This window comes from Providencia sp. PROV267, from assembly GCF_028477825.1.
Classification (GTDB): domain Bacteria; phylum Pseudomonadota; class Gammaproteobacteria; order Enterobacterales; family Enterobacteriaceae; genus Providencia; species Providencia stuartii.
The window spans coordinates 205,254-219,411 of sequence record NZ_JAMPLX010000011.1; the positions used below are offsets into that span (position 1 = coordinate 205,254).

At 41.1% G+C, this 14,158-nt stretch carries 15 protein-coding genes; 8 read left to right on the forward strand and 7 right to left on the reverse strand.

What is annotated here, in order from left to right:
• Nucleotides 1-49 precede the first annotated feature (49 nt).
• Nucleotides 50-715, reverse strand: a complete 666-nt coding sequence (gene hxpB, locus PR709_RS09620) for a hexitol phosphatase HxpB (RefSeq protein ID WP_014658187.1) — start codon at nucleotides 713-715, stop codon at nucleotides 50-52.
• 525 nt (nucleotides 716-1,240) lie between these two features.
• On the opposite strand from hxpB, the gene PR709_RS09625 reads away from it, so the two are divergent.
• Nucleotides 1,241-1,780 carry a YniB family protein gene (locus PR709_RS09625; RefSeq protein WP_014658188.1) on the forward strand — a complete coding sequence of 180 codons (540 nt, stop codon included), beginning with the start codon at nucleotides 1,241-1,243 and terminating at the stop codon, nucleotides 1,778-1,780.
• 40 nt (nucleotides 1,781-1,820) lie between these two features.
• Here PR709_RS09625 and PR709_RS09630 read toward each other — a convergent pair whose 3' ends face one another.
• The gene (locus PR709_RS09630; protein WP_004919048.1) at nucleotides 1,821-2,690 is read right to left on the reverse strand and encodes a fructosamine kinase family protein; all 870 of its coding nucleotides are present in this window, start codon (nucleotides 2,688-2,690) and stop codon (nucleotides 1,821-1,823) included.
• A gap of 381 nt (nucleotides 2,691-3,071) precedes the next feature.
• Here PR709_RS09630 and PR709_RS09635 point away from each other — a divergent pair, with 381 nt between their 5' ends.
• Nucleotides 3,072-5,360 (forward strand): FdhF/YdeP family oxidoreductase, encoded by a 2,289-nt coding sequence (locus PR709_RS09635; RefSeq protein ID WP_014658189.1) that lies wholly within the window; start codon nucleotides 3,072-3,074, stop codon nucleotides 5,358-5,360.
• An 86-nt stretch (nucleotides 5,361-5,446) separates the two neighbouring features.
• Here PR709_RS09635 and PR709_RS09640 read toward each other — a convergent pair whose 3' ends face one another.
• The 4 genes from PR709_RS09640 to PR709_RS09655 are packed head-to-tail and all read right to left on the reverse strand — an operon-like array spanning nucleotide 5,447 to nucleotide 8,996.
• Nucleotides 5,447-6,313, reverse strand: a complete 867-nt coding sequence (locus tag PR709_RS09640) for a metal ABC transporter permease (RefSeq protein WP_004919051.1) — start codon at nucleotides 6,311-6,313, stop codon at nucleotides 5,447-5,449.
• Nucleotides 6,306-7,196 carry a metal ABC transporter permease gene (locus PR709_RS09645; RefSeq protein WP_004919054.1) on the reverse strand — a complete coding sequence of 297 codons (891 nt, stop codon included), beginning with the start codon at nucleotides 7,194-7,196 and terminating at the stop codon, nucleotides 6,306-6,308. The genes PR709_RS09640 and PR709_RS09645 overlap by 8 nt, the downstream gene beginning before the upstream one ends.
• Nucleotides 7,193-8,083, reverse strand: a complete 891-nt coding sequence (locus tag PR709_RS09650) for a manganese/iron ABC transporter ATP-binding protein (RefSeq protein ID WP_014658190.1) — start codon at nucleotides 8,081-8,083, stop codon at nucleotides 7,193-7,195. Before PR709_RS09650 ends, PR709_RS09645 begins: the two co-directional genes overlap by 4 nt.
• Nucleotide 8,084: 1 nt before the next feature.
• Nucleotides 8,085-8,996, reverse strand: coding sequence for a metal ABC transporter substrate-binding protein (locus tag PR709_RS09655; protein WP_004919060.1), 912 nt, complete (start codon nucleotides 8,994-8,996; stop codon nucleotides 8,085-8,087).
• Nucleotides 8,997-9,262: 266 nt separating this feature from the next.
• On the opposite strand from PR709_RS09655, the gene PR709_RS09660 reads away from it, so the two are divergent.
• Complete coding sequence (locus PR709_RS09660; protein WP_004919061.1) at nucleotides 9,263-9,919, forward strand: transglycosylase SLT domain-containing protein; 657 nt, start codon at nucleotides 9,263-9,265, stop codon at nucleotides 9,917-9,919.
• Here PR709_RS09660 and PR709_RS09665 read toward each other — a convergent pair.
• Nucleotides 9,916-10,620: a MarC family NAAT transporter gene (locus PR709_RS09665; RefSeq protein ID WP_004919062.1), complete on the reverse strand. Its 705-nt coding sequence runs from the start codon at nucleotides 10,618-10,620 to the stop codon at nucleotides 9,916-9,918. The two genes, PR709_RS09660 and PR709_RS09665, sit on opposite strands and share 4 nt — an antisense overlap.
• Nucleotides 10,621-11,082: 462 nt before the next feature.
• On the opposite strand from PR709_RS09665, the gene fos reads away from it, so the two are divergent.
• The 5 genes from fos (at nucleotide 11,083) to PR709_RS09690 (ending at nucleotide 14,087) form a co-directional block, all read left to right on the forward strand.
• Nucleotides 11,083-11,502: a fosfomycin resistance glutathione transferase gene (gene fos, locus PR709_RS09670; protein WP_014658192.1), complete on the forward strand. Its 420-nt coding sequence runs from the start codon at nucleotides 11,083-11,085 to the stop codon at nucleotides 11,500-11,502.
• A 55-nt stretch (nucleotides 11,503-11,557) separates the two neighbouring features.
• The gene (locus PR709_RS09675) at nucleotides 11,558-12,082 is read left to right on the forward strand and encodes a GNAT family N-acetyltransferase (RefSeq protein ID WP_004919069.1); all 525 of its coding nucleotides are present in this window, start codon (nucleotides 11,558-11,560) and stop codon (nucleotides 12,080-12,082) included.
• Nucleotides 12,083-12,212: 130 nt separating this feature from the next.
• A complete protein-coding gene (locus PR709_RS09680; RefSeq protein WP_004919070.1) occupies nucleotides 12,213-12,608 on the forward strand; it encodes a hypothetical protein in 396 nt (131 codons plus the stop codon).
• Nucleotides 12,609-12,730: 122 nt separating this feature from the next.
• Complete coding sequence (locus PR709_RS09685; RefSeq protein ID WP_036943860.1) at nucleotides 12,731-13,180, forward strand: methyltransferase family protein; 450 nt, start codon at nucleotides 12,731-12,733, stop codon at nucleotides 13,178-13,180.
• A gap of 307 nt (nucleotides 13,181-13,487) precedes the next feature.
• Nucleotides 13,488-14,087, forward strand: coding sequence for a LysE family translocator (locus PR709_RS09690; RefSeq protein WP_014658194.1), 600 nt, complete (start codon nucleotides 13,488-13,490; stop codon nucleotides 14,085-14,087).
• The last annotated feature ends 71 nt before the right edge of the window (nucleotides 14,088-14,158 follow it).

The following is a 14,158-nucleotide window of genomic DNA, read 5'->3' on the forward strand; positions in this document are numbered from 1 at the left end:
TCCCTATCAAAACGTGATAGGGACGGGCGAAAAAAACGGCAATAGATAATTAACGCAAATATTTTTCGGTGAGTTCATTAAGTGATGCGAGTTTAACATCCGCTAATCCCCAACGCGGATCATGAAAATGCTGTTGGTCAGGAACAACGATTGAGCGCATTCTTGCCGCTTTTGCAGCAATCATACCGTTAAAGGAGTCTTCTAGTGATACGCAGTGGATGGGTTTTGTCTCCAGCAAAGCAGCTGCATTGAGATAAACTTCAGGGTGCGGTTTACTGTGAGGTAAATCAGCCGCCGAAACAACCGCCGAAAAATAATCACGGATCTCAAATAAGTTCAGTACTTTCTCTAACATGTATTGCGGCGAGGCAGAGGCGAGGGCGATATTCAATCCCATTGAACGGCATAGTTCTAATGCGTGATGCACACCGGGAAGGAGGGGGCGCTGCTCTTCAACTAAGCCAATAACACGATCAATAATCATCTGTTCGACTTCTTTTAGGCTATGTCCTTGCCACGGAGAAGCGTGATACCAAAGCTCTACGACATGGTCGATTCGTAAGCCTAGTGTATCGGGTAGTTTATCAGCGATGGATAGGTCGATGCCTAATTGAGTAAAAATTTCACGCTCCCCTTGCGCCCAAAAAGGCTCAGAGTCAATCAGCAAGCCATCCATATCAAAGATAACAGACTGGATGGATAAGTTGTGGTACATGTCAAAACTCCATTCATGTATGTGTGACCTTGCCATGTTTCAAGGTGTTGTATGCAGTAACAGGATTGACCCAATTAATTTGCCACCGTATCAATTCAAGGTATTGCATATCATCTGAAACTGATAGCCCTTTATTGCGATGAGTATTGTAGCAAGTCACTGGCTGATTATATATATCGAAACAGTCATCTTTATCTTGAGTGTGAACGTTCCCCAAAAGTTGGATCTTTATGAAACTATTCAGTTATGGATTGAAAATGCTCGATAACATGGTTGAGACATCAACACAGCAATCCATATCCGACACAAAGGAATATGGGAATGACAAGCCCCCCTAAATCCGTCATATCGCGGTTGCGGTCTAAGAAGTGGGCAGCTTTGCCACTGACGACAATGGGCAGTCACGAAAGCGCAAGTTAAATAATCTGAAATTGCGAGTATCCGTATTATTCCTTGTGGTAAATTTGGTGGCTTTATAAAAATTCAGTTATGATTAGTTATAAAAAAATTTTTAGAGGGTCAATAATGAATTACCAGACTGCAAGTTATGTCGCAATCGGCAAGCGTATTATCGGTTGGATTGTTTTTCTTGTAGCATTGATTTCCACTTTAGCTTCATTAGTCAAATTGGCGGGTATGAAAGGGTTAGAAGGAGAGGGTATTAATGCAGTAGCCAATGATTTTATTAAATTAATGGCTGAAATGACGCGCCAAAGTACACCGTTTCTTAATGTCTTCTGGAACAACTCCCCAGTACCTCAAGTTGCCAATGGTTTTTCAGGCGCGAATATCGGCTTTATCATTATCTTTCTTTTTATCTTTGTTGGCTTAGCACTAAGCGCTTCTGGCTTACGCATGTATCGACAAATTAAATTTATTCGTGAAAGCCTCGAAGATCACGTGATATTGGAAAAAGCCAAAGGAAATGAAGTCTCGAAAGAAGAGCTTGAGGCTAAAGTGACGATCCCTCGACACACCATATTTACCCAATTCTTTATTCTTTATTTTTCGCCAATCGCATTCGGTATAGTTATCTATTTGGCATTAAAGTTGCTGAATTGGTAATTATCTGGCCCAGTCAGGCATCGCTGGGCCAACACCGTCATTATTTCTCGCCAATTAACTCATCGATAATGGTACGTGCGTGCAAATAGCTTTTTTCAAGGCCAAAAATATTGGATTGGCAAAGTAGATAATAAAGTTGATAAATAGGTTGCCTTTCGAGGAAGCCCGAAGGTAAAGGCCACACACTTTGGTATCCGTCAATAATTTGGATGGGTAACTCTGGGTATAAAGGCAACATTGCCATATCACATTCTCTATCCCCCCAATAGCAGGCGGGGTCATATAAAATACCATTCTGCTCTTGTGTCATAGCGCAGTTGGCAGGCCACAAATCCCCATGAAGTAAGGAAGGTTGCGGTTGATGTCCTGTCAGGCGCTCTTTGACAATATCAACGATCTGCTGAATATCGCCAAAGACCATTCCTTTCTCAGCGGCAATTTGTAATTGCAAACCAATACGTTTTTCGGCGAAGAAAGAGTTCCACCGTTTTTCCCAACCATTTGGCTGAGTGATGGTGCCTAACATTGTATCAAAGTCAAAACCATAGCTCGGTTGCTCTTCCCATTGATGTAGGTGGGCTAATTGCTGGCCGAAACGCCATGCGTTAGTTGCATCAAAACTTTTTAAAGGAAAATATTCTAATAGCAGAAAGCTGTGGTGTTTATTACTCCCTACACCATACACTTTAGGCACGGTGATGGTTTTGCTTTTGGCAAGCATTTCAAGCTGTTCGGCTTCTTGTTTAAATAAAGGCAGAAATTCACGCAGATTCTGTTTGACGAAAATGGTGTGGTCACCGTAATCGATTTTCATCGTGTGATGAATATCACCCCCAGAAAGTATTTCTTTGTTATGAAGTTCTGCTTCACCTAAGTGTTCGCTTAATAAACGGTACATTGCTTGCCACATGATACACCTCGCTTTGCTTTGGTCTTCACTAACACGATTCTATAGCGACAGTTTAGGAATTAACAGCAATAATTATTTAAAAAGAAGAGCCTATCACGAAATGGCTCAACTATAACATTATGTTGAATGGATTATTTTAGATATTCATTATTATCGATATATTGTTTTTAAATTAATAACTAGTCATAAATAAATATTGAAATAAGACTATGAATATATTTCAAATATTATTTTTCTTTTTTAAAAAATAAAGCCTTATTGTAATGACTATTATTTGCTATATTTTCTAATGAATATAATAAAATTAATTTTATACATAATTAGATTGTAATTATTCGATGTTTATTTTTTGCAATATTTAAATTAAAAAGAGTAATGAAAATGAAAGAGAAAATTGAAAATTACACTGGTCCTGCCGCTGGCTGGGGCGCGGTAAAAGCCGTGGCTGAAGCTATTCGAGGCCAAATGGAAATTGGTCATGATGTGATTGCTATGTTTGAAATGAATAAGCCTCAGGGGTTTGATTGCCCTGGTTGTGCATGGCCTGATCCGAAACATTATGCCTCCTTCGATATATGTGAAAATGGCGCAAAAGCCATGTCATGGGAAGCAACATCGAAAAGAACCACACCTGAATTTTTTGCAAAACATTCAGTAACTGAATTATTAAAGTGGGATGATTACGATTTAGAAAATGAAGGTCGTTTAACGCATCCAATGAAATATAATCCGCAAACTGACCATTATGAAGTGATTGAATGGGAAGAAGCCTTTGCACAAATAGGTAAACATTTATCTGGCTATGCCGACCCTAATGTGGTCGAGTTTTATACCTCTGGGCGCACCTCAAACGAAGCTGCGTTTTTATATCAACTGTTTGCAAGAGAGTACGGAACGAATAATTTCCCTGATTGTTCCAATATGTGCCATGAACCAACGAGTGTTGGACTTGCTGCATCTATTGGGGTGGGTAAGGGCACAGTGTTGTTGGAAGACTTTGATAAAGCCGATTTAGTGATCTGTATTGGTCATAACCCCGGCACTAACCACCCAAGAATGCTGAGCTCATTGCGTGAAGTGTCAAAACGTGGTGCAAAAATTATCGCGATCAATCCGTTAAAAGAACGTGGGTTGGAACGGTTTGAGTACCCACAAGATCCTGTTGAGATGCTGACTTTAGAGTCAACTCAATTAGCCCAACACTATTATAAAGTACGCATCGGTGGCGATACCGCATTAATAAAAGGCGTGATGCGTGTTGTTATTGAGCAGCATGAGGCTGCGGTCGCACAAGGTAAATCGCCTATATTAGATAATGAGTTTATTCAGTCTCACACTGCCGGTTTTGAGGCACTCAAACATGATGTGATGTCGACGCGTTGGGAAGATATATTACGTGTTAGCGGTCTGACTCGTGATGAAATCGAACAAATAGCCCAATTATATATTGAGGCGGATAGCACGATTATTTGTTATGGAATGGGGATCACTCAGCACCAGCACGGTACACAAAATATTCAGCAATTAGTGAATCTGCTGCTGCTCAAAGGGAACATTGGACGTGAAGGGGCCGGCATCTGTCCTTTACGTGGGCACTCCAATGTACAAGGAGACCGTACTGTTGGGATCACCGAAAAACCAAGCCAAGCTTTTCTCGATAAAATCGAACAACGGTTTGGTTTTAAACCCCCAGCTAAATTTGGCCATGCCGCTGTCGCGAGTATGCAAGCTATTTCTCAAGGAAGTGCGCGTGCATTGATCTGTATGGGCGGTAATTTAGCGGTTGCGATGCCGGATCAGGATGCCTGCTATAGCGGTATGAAAAAATTAGACTTAGCAGTGCATGCAGCGACTAAACTTAATCGCTCCCATCTGTTGACAGCCAAAAACACATTCCTATTCCCCGTATTAGGGCGTACTGAACGGGATGAACAAAAAACCGGACCACAAAGTATTACCGTTGAGGATTCTATGTCGATGGTACATGCCTCGCACGGTAAGCTAAAACCGGCTAGCCCTCACTTGAAATCAGAGTGTGCCATCGTAGCCGGTATGGCTAAGGCTACATTGCCAAATACTAAAGTAGAATGGGATGAGTTTATCGATGACTACGATAAAATTCGTGACGCGATGGAGGCGGTGTTACCGGGTTTTGAAGATTATAACGCGCGGATCCGTGTGCCTGGTGGTTTTCACTTAACCAATGCGGCTGCAGAGCGGCGCTGGTTGACGTCATCAGGAAAAGCAAACTTCATTACGACGCAAGGCGTTATTGAAGACCCTAAATCAGCGGTGAATAGTGAATTAGTCTTGGCGACAGTACGTAGCCATGACCAATATAACACCACTATCTATGGACTCAATGACCGCTATCGCGGTGTTTTTGGCCAACGCGATGTGATGTTTATTAGCGAAGCACAGGCTAAGAAACAGAACTTAGCCGCAGGCGATAGAGTCAATATTATTGCACTGGATAGTGAACAAAAGCGCACTCATCGCCGCTTAGATAACTTAAAAGTGGTTATCCATGATATGGCTGATCGCTGCGTGGCGACCTATTTTCCAGAAGCGAATAACTTAATTGCGTTGGATAATTTTGACCCGCAAAGTGGTATTCCGGCTTACAAAAACATTCCAGTGGTACTAGAAAAAGTGGATGTAGCGTCTTAACACCATCTCTTGATGACATAGAGACAAAAGCCACCCTTAAGATGATTGGGTGGCTTTTTATTTTGCTTATTATCGCTAACAGCGCATTAGGCCGACTGTAACTTTTCTTGCGGCAATTTCGCTTTTTTACGCGCTAAGACCATTTTGCTATAGAGCAGGGCAATGATGAAGTAGATGGCTTGAGTAATAACAATACAAGGGCCTGTAGCACCGTCAATGTGGAAACTGACAATGGTTCCAATCACACTAGAGGTGACGGAGGCAATCACGGCCACAAAGAGCATCCACCCAAAGCTTCGACATAGGACAAAAGCGATGATGCCCGGGGAGATAAGCATCGCAATGACTAAGATGATCCCAACCGCTTGAAGCGAGGCGACAATGGTAAGGGCGAGCAATGAGAGCAGACCATAATGGATCAACTTCACAGGCAGGCCAATCACACGCGCTTGATTAGGGTCAAAGCAATACAGCATAAAATCTTTACGTTTTAGTAAGATAATAGCGATGGTAATGCCTGCAAACCATAGGTTTTGCTTAAATTCGGCATCGGTAATACCAAGAATATCCCCAAATAGGATATGAGTAAGATGCTGCTCGGTATCGATTTTGGCAAACATCACTAAGCCGACGGCGAACATGCCTGAAAAGACAATTCCCATCACGGTATCTTCTTTGATACGACTATTCTCTTTGAGGTATCCGGTGGCAAATGCACAAAACAGGCCCGAAACAAATGCCCCAATAGCAAGTGGTATACCCGCAACAGAAGCAATAACAATCCCCGGTAATACAGCATGGGAGATGGCATCCCCCATTAATGACCAGCCTTTAAGCACTAAAAAGCAAGATAAAATCGCACAGACTGCACCTGTCACGATAGCCGTAATAATCGCTTTCTGCATAAACGGGAAAATAAACGGTGCCGTTAGTAAGTCAATAAAATCACTCATTAGAGGCTCCTTGTTGTTTTATTTTATGCAGGTTCTCGACTTCCTGTTTTGCCTTACGACGAGAAGCAAAAATGCCGTGTTTTGGCGCAAAGAAGAATGCCAACAAGAAAATAACCGTTTGAAGCGTCACAATTAAGCCGCCAGTTGCCCCATTGAGGAAATAGCTGGCATAAGCACCAATCGCGCTGGTGGCAGTACCAATAGCGACTGCAATGATTAATAAACGCTTAAATTGGTCAGTGAGTAGATAAGCTGTTGCCCCGGGAGTTACCACCATAGCAATAACTAAAATTGCACCAACCGTTTGTAATGCAGCTACCGTACAAGCACTTAGTAGAGTAAAAAAGATAATTTTTAAGCGCAATGGATTCAAGCCAATTGAACGAGCGTGGCTTTCATCAAAGAACACGGCGAGTAAATCCTTCCATAAAGCCAGTAGCACGATAAAGGAGATGGCGATAATAATTTCAACCTGCAATACATCGGCGTCGGCGATACCTAAAATATTACCGAAAATGATGGTTTGCACATTCACTGAGGTTGGGTTTAAAGAGACGATTAATAGCCCCGCGGCAAAGAAAGTTGAAAAGATAAAGCCGATAACGGCATCTTCACGTAACCGAGTAATATGCTTAATAAAGGTCATGGCTAGGGCCGCGAGGATCCCCGTAAAAAAGGCGCCGGCGGCATAGGGTAAGCCTAACGCATAAGCTCCGGCAACACCCGGTACAACGGAATGAGAGAGGGCATCGCCCATTAATGACCAACCTTTGAGCATTAGGTAAGCTGAAAGAAATGCACAAACGGCACCCACAATAGCGCTTACCCAAATGGCTTTAACCATATAGTTGTACTCGAAAGGTTGCAGTAACAACTCGATCATACTGGATCCTTAGGCTGGTTTGTTCTAACGGGGGCATTGTGGTCATGGCCATAGAAAACGGCGGCGCGTTCATCATCGGTAATCACCGTGACAGAGCGTGGATCGTCGTCGTCATGCAGCTCTTGACCTGAAAGATTGATATGGCGTAGCACACCACCAAAAGCCACTTGCAAATTCTTTTGGGTAAATGTGGTTTCAGTCGGACCACTTGCGAGTACGGTGCGATTAATCAAAATGACTTGGTCACAAAACTCAGGCACACTCCCTAAGTTGTGAGTAGACACCAAAATCAGGTGGCCTTCATCACGTAGGCTACGTAACAGGTCAATAATGGCGTTTTCTGTTTTAACATCGACCCCTGTAAAGGGTTCATCAAGTAGGAGCACTTTACCTTGTTGGGCTAGCGCACGAGCTAAAAAGACGCGTTTTTTCTGCCCGCCAGAAAGCTCGCCAATCTGGCGATGCTCTAACCCTGCCAAATCTACACGTTCAAGTGCTTTTTTTACCGCTTCTTTGTCTTCACTTTTAGGAATACGAAAAAAGCCCATTTTGCCGTAACGCCCCATCATCACCACATCGGAGACAAGCACAGGAAAGTTCCAATCCACTTCCTCTGTTTGAGGAACGTAGGCAATAATGTTTTCTTTGAGAGCCTCTTTGATTGGCTCACCATTGAGCGTGACACTGCCAGATGATGGGGTGACTAACCCCATGATCGTTTTAAATAAGGTGGATTTACCACTGCCGTTGACGCCAACCAATGCACATATTGATCCGCCTGTAATATCAAAACTTGCATCATAAATTGCAGTGTGACCGTTGTTGTAAGTGACAGTGGCATCATCCACAACCAAATTAGGGTGTTCAAAGCGTTTCGAGTTACTCATATTACTGATCAAATCCTTTCGCTATAGTGTCAACGGTTGTATTTAACAGTTCGATATAGGTTGGTACTGGGCCATCTGCGGTTGATAGTGAATCTACATAAAGGACTCCACCGTATTTTGCCCCAGTTTCTTTACTAACTTGGCGTGCTGGTTTGTCTGAAATTGTACTTTCGCTAAATACCACAGGGATATTATATTTACGTACAGTATCAATCACATTTTTAACTTGTTGTGGCGTTCCTTGTTCTTCCGCATTAATTGGCCAGAGATAAGCTTCTTTAAAGCCATAATCTTTTGTTAAGTAGCTGAAAGCGCCTTCACTTGAGACTAACCAACGTTTCTCTTCAGGGATACGGTTGAGTCGCTCACGCAGTGGAGCATCAAGTTGTGCAATCTGTTCAGCATATTTTTTCGCATTTTGGTTGTAGATTTCTGCGTTTTCTGGATCATACTTAACCAATGCTTTGCGAATATTTTCGATATAAATTTGGGCGTTTGCAGGTGACATCCATGCGTGTGGGTTCGGATTCCCTTTATATTCGCCTTCACGAATTGGCATAGGGTCAATCCCCTCAGTGACGACAACAGCAGGAACATTTTGGAAATTTTCAAAGAAGCGTTGGAACCAGACTTCAAGGTTTAAGCCATTCCATAAGATCAGGTCGGCATCATAGGCCTTCATGATATCTTTTGGTGTTGGTTGGTAACCGTGGATTTCAGCGCCAGGCTTGGTTATCGATTCCACAACGGCGGCATCCCCTGCGACATTTTGTGCGATATCTTGAATAATGGTAAAAGTTGTGACGACCTTAAACTTTTTAGCTAATGCAGGTTGACTGATTAGTAAAATAGTAGATAAAGCAAAGACAGCAGAAAGTAGTGGTTTAGACAGTAGAGATAGTGTTTTCTTCATTATTCAGACCCTGACATCATTGGCTTAGTGGATTTTTTAATTACCCTGTTACGCATAAAAAGAATAGCAGGAGCAAAAGTCAATTGATAATGATTATCAATATCAATTGGATAAAGTCAAGACAAAAAGTGTGTGATTTTTCTATTATTGTGATTACTTTTTTCAATGACTAAAACATGTCTTGAAGTAAAAGTTAAGTAAAAATTATTTTATTTTTCTTACTATTAGTTATTCTTCCGTCAGTTTTATTAGCAGAGGATATCTCGGTGAAAAAAAATATCAGTGGCGCATTGGTATTTCTGTTGCTAGCGGGTTGCTCTAGTGAACCAGAAAAACAAGTATCAACACAACGGATGTTAAATAAAAGTAGCAATTTATCAACAGTGCAGCAAAATATTTCCTTTCCTCGTACGCCATTTGATGAGTTCATTCGAGAGTCTGCGAGTCGTTATAATGTTGATGAAACCTTAATTCGGGCCATCATTGAGGTTGAATCAAATTTCCGACCGGATGTCGTCAGTAAGTCGAATGCGATTGGTTTAATGCAAATCAAAGCTTCAACTGCGGGGCGTGATGCATATCGTTACCAAGGGAAATCAGGGGAGCCTTCAACGCGAGATTTAAAAGATCCGAGAAAAAATATTGATATTGGCACAGCTTATATTCGGATATTAAAAGAGCAACACCTTGCTGGGATTAACAATCCCCAAACGATGTACTATGCGACTGTCGTGGCTTACGTCAATGGTGCTGGCGCCTTGTTAAGGACATTTGATAATGATAAAGGCAGAGCTATCGCGATGATTAATCGATTGACACCTGAAGAGTTTTATCAACACGTTCAAACGAAACACCCAGCGCCTCAAGCTCCGCGTTATTTATGGAAAGTCAAAAATGCCTATAATTCATTAGCCATGAATTAATGATGTGCCGCCACTAAATGTGGGAGTTGCGCGACAATCTCAACGATACCGTTGATAACAAACTGCACTCCCATACAAATTAATAAGAACCCCATTACCCTTGATATCGCATCAATTCCACCATTACCTAACCATTTCATGATAGAAGTGGCACCTCGTAATGCTAACCAAACAATTAAGCTAACAATGAAAAAGGTGATTACCGGAGCGACTTTTAATACCCAAGGGGCAAAGCCAACATCACCTTGTAAAGAGGCCGCTGAGCTAATGATAATAGCGATGGTACCTGGCCCGGCAGTACTCGGCATGGCAAGGGGAACAAACGCAATATTAGGTGATTTTTGACGTTTTTTAGAGACGGTTGTGTCATCAGGTGTTAAGGCACTGGTATCATCGTTATTCTCACCGCTAGGGAATAGCATACCAAAACCAATAAATGCCACAATTAACCCACCAGCAATGCGTAATCCGGGAATCGAAATACCAAATGTATTCATCACTAATTGCCCTGCGTAGAAGGCAATAGTCATGATCGCGAAAATATAAATAGAAGCCAAAAGTGATTGATGGTTTCGCTGCTCTTTGGTCATGTTGCCAGACAAACTCAGCATCACTGCAATTGTTGTCAATGGGTTGGCAAGAGGAAGTATTAAAACCAATCCAATACCGATGGCCTGAAATAGCTGAAGAAAATCATTCATAATAGGCAAATTAAGCTCTTAATGGAGGTTAAAATTCAGTGCGAATTGGCACTATAGCAAAAATTATGCACAGATGCCCTGTAAAACCGCTTATCTCGCTACACAATCTCTGATATATCACGCGATAAAGTTACCAATCTTATTACGATGATTTTTTTAAGATTTAAAAAGAAGTAGTTGTACACATTAACTGTGGATAACATTCGCATTCTATTGTGAATAAGTTGATTTACTCTTTTTATAACAGTGAGATATAACAGTGAGCTAAAAAATGTTCAATTTTTAAGATAAAAAAAACCCTTTTTATGGGGGACATAAAAAGGGAAAGGGCATCTATTAGTAGGTTGTCAAAATTTCGATATGGTTAAGTTATACCGTTAATTTTGTTATTTACTTACTGGTTATGTAAATTCATTAAAAGAATACGTGTACAATTATTTATTAGTGAGCGAGGGAGAAAAAATGCTAATTGGAATCAATCATTTAACTCTAGCCGTTAGTGACATACAAAAAAGTATTTCTTTTTATCAGACGGTATTAGGAATGCAGTTACATGCAAGTTGGGAGCGAGGGGCTTATTTAACCTGTGGTGCACTATGGGTATGCCTTTCTTATGATCCGATGAGACAAGAGGTTGCTGCTGCAAAGCGTCGTGATTACACCCATTATGCTTTTACGGTGTTAGCTGAGGATTTTTCGGATATCGTTGAAAAATTGCATCAAGCCGGCGTGACTGTCTGGAAAGATAACCGCAGTGAAGGTGACTCCTTCTATTTTTTAGATCCAGATGGTCATCAATTAGAAATTCATGTTGGTTCATTAATAGATAGATTAAAGAGTTGCCGCAAAAAGCCGTATGACGGAATGGTATTTTATTCATAGTCAATACACCGCGGCGAATAGGTGATAACACAGGTGAAAGTTATAGGGAAACATTATGTCTATTCAAAGTGTAGCGACTGTTGGTGGGTTGGAACAACAATTAGATTGGTTATTAATCGACTGTGTAAACAGCGGGGCTTCGATTGGATTTATTGCTCCAATAACACAGGTTGAAGCGCGCAATTATTGGCAAACAGTTGATCAAGGCTTGCAAACCGGTGAACGTTTATTACTCGTAAAATTAGTCGACAAACAGTTAGCTGGGGCAATTCAACTTTCATTTTGCGCAAAGGCAAATGGTCGCCATCGGGCAGAAGTTGAAAAACTCATGGTACACACAGCTTTTCGTCAGCAAGGCATAGCTAAACAGTTACTTCTCGCTGTGGAGCAGGTAGCGCTAAGCCATCAACGAACATTACTTGTATTAGATACTCGTACAGGTGATGTTGCTGCACATCTGTATCGCCAACAAGATTATATCGAGGTGGGTGAAATTCCTCATTTTGTATCGAATGCTCAACAGGAGTTTGAAAGTACAACTATCTTCTATAAGCACTTAAGTGTAAACGTATCATCTTAATTTGCTTACTTTTATTAGCCTATTAATATTGCTAGAGTTTTCTTTACAAACTATTTTTTATTATAAATATTGCTTTACGCCCTATGCACTATGCTAACTAAAGTCAAACAGGTAAGTTTTGGGGTTGTAAATGAAAAATGTAATGACGGCTCTGACGGCATTCGTCATGCTAATGGGAGTCGCAATAGCTGCACTGCTTATTGTTTTTCCGCAGCAATGGAAGCAGGACATCTATCCTAGTGTAGCAAGTATTTTGCCTGAATCTATTAATGCGCTAATGCCAAGCTGGGGTGCGGATTATAATGCATGTGACAGTTTAGAAAGTAATTTGCAAACCTTTGCCGAATATTTAAAGACAAATGAAGATGTTGTCAACGTTAAAGGTATGAATGGACTGGACGACCAATTGAATGCCATACGCTCACGGGTTGAGAGTATGCCAGTACAAGTACGGAAATTAGTTTGCCAACAAGAATATGCACGCTTAGAAGGGTTAAAAAGTGTGTTCTTTTTGGGAAATAATTAGCGTTAATTTAATCAAAATAGTGCAGAAAATATCGCAAGGATAGAAAACAAAATTTGTTATTTAAAACATCTTACATGATCTGTGTTAGTCTAAGTATGCCGTGTTGATTTAGGGAGCGTATCATGCGCATATTTAGACTTCCTTTCTTAAATTGGCTAATTTTCAACGCTATCGCCTTCTATTATCTTGATACGAAAAATAGCCTGTCTTGGAGTTTCTCTGGTTGGATGGGAATATTGGCGATACTGGTTGCGTTGGAAAGCTTTGGGTGGATAGCCGCCAGTTTATATTATTTTTATCGTTACAAGACATCCCCTAATCCCATCGTTCAGGCAACAGCGTTGATCACGGAGGGGCCATTTAAATTCTCTCGTAATCCACTCTATTTGGCGTTTACATCCTTGTGTGTCAGTTTGGCACTGTTTACCCAATCACCGTATTTTCTTGTATCAGGCCTTGTATTTTGGCTGGTGACCGATCTGTATACTATCCCTCAAGAAGAAAAGTTCCTATCAGCACGTTTTCAAGAGGAGTGGCAACGTTATAGCCAACAAACACGACGCTGGCTGTAACTTAAGAATACGGTGTGTATTTTAAAATAACCGTTAAATATGCATTTTGTTCTTAACAACTAGCGCAAAATATCGTTGTTTATCATATTGTCTTGTTTATTTATCAGCGGAGCGTATCACGACTAGAGGTATCTATTTACTGGTTGATGACGTAAAACGAGGCATGCGCACGCAGAGATAAAAAAAGTGAATTCAGATCACTTTACACTGCTCTTCACTCAGTATTCAGCGGCCTGAAGGCCAATGCATTGAGTAAACAATCCATTGCTATTTTTTATTAACCATTTGCTCAATAGATGCACACACTATGAATATTGAAACTTTCATTTCGTTATCGATGTTTTCTTTTGTCACGTCCATTACCCCAGGCCCCAATAACATCATGTTACTTGCATCGGGGATGAATTTTGGACTAAAGCGAACTATGCCACACGCATTAGGGGTCTCAATAGGCTTTTTGGTGATGCTAATTGCAGTGGGAATGGGAGTGGGGGCTTTAATTAAGTCGTCAGAGATCGTTTATAATATTTTGAAGTATCTAGGGATAGCCTATTTATTATGGCTAGCTTGGAAGACGACAATCAGCCGTTCAGTTGGATCAGCAAAAAACAGTAATGAAAAACCGCTAACGTTGTTAGAAGCAGCGCTGTTTCAATGGGTAAACCCAAAAGCATGGATGATGGCGATATCGGGTATGGCCCTCTACACAGACTCAACGAACCCTTATAGCTCAATGTTGCTTGTGGCGGTTATTTTTAGCCTAATTAATTTTCCATCTGTCACGATTTGGGCTATGTTTGGTAGTGAGTTGCGCGAACGATTGAAGAACCCTAATGTTTTGAAAAAGTTTAATTTAATTATGGGGCTATTGCTTGCGGCAAGTGCGATATCAGTGATATTCCAATAATATCTTATCGCCTCAACAGTAAGGCAAAAAGGGAAATATTGGGTTATCGGATAAGTGATAGTGGATATACA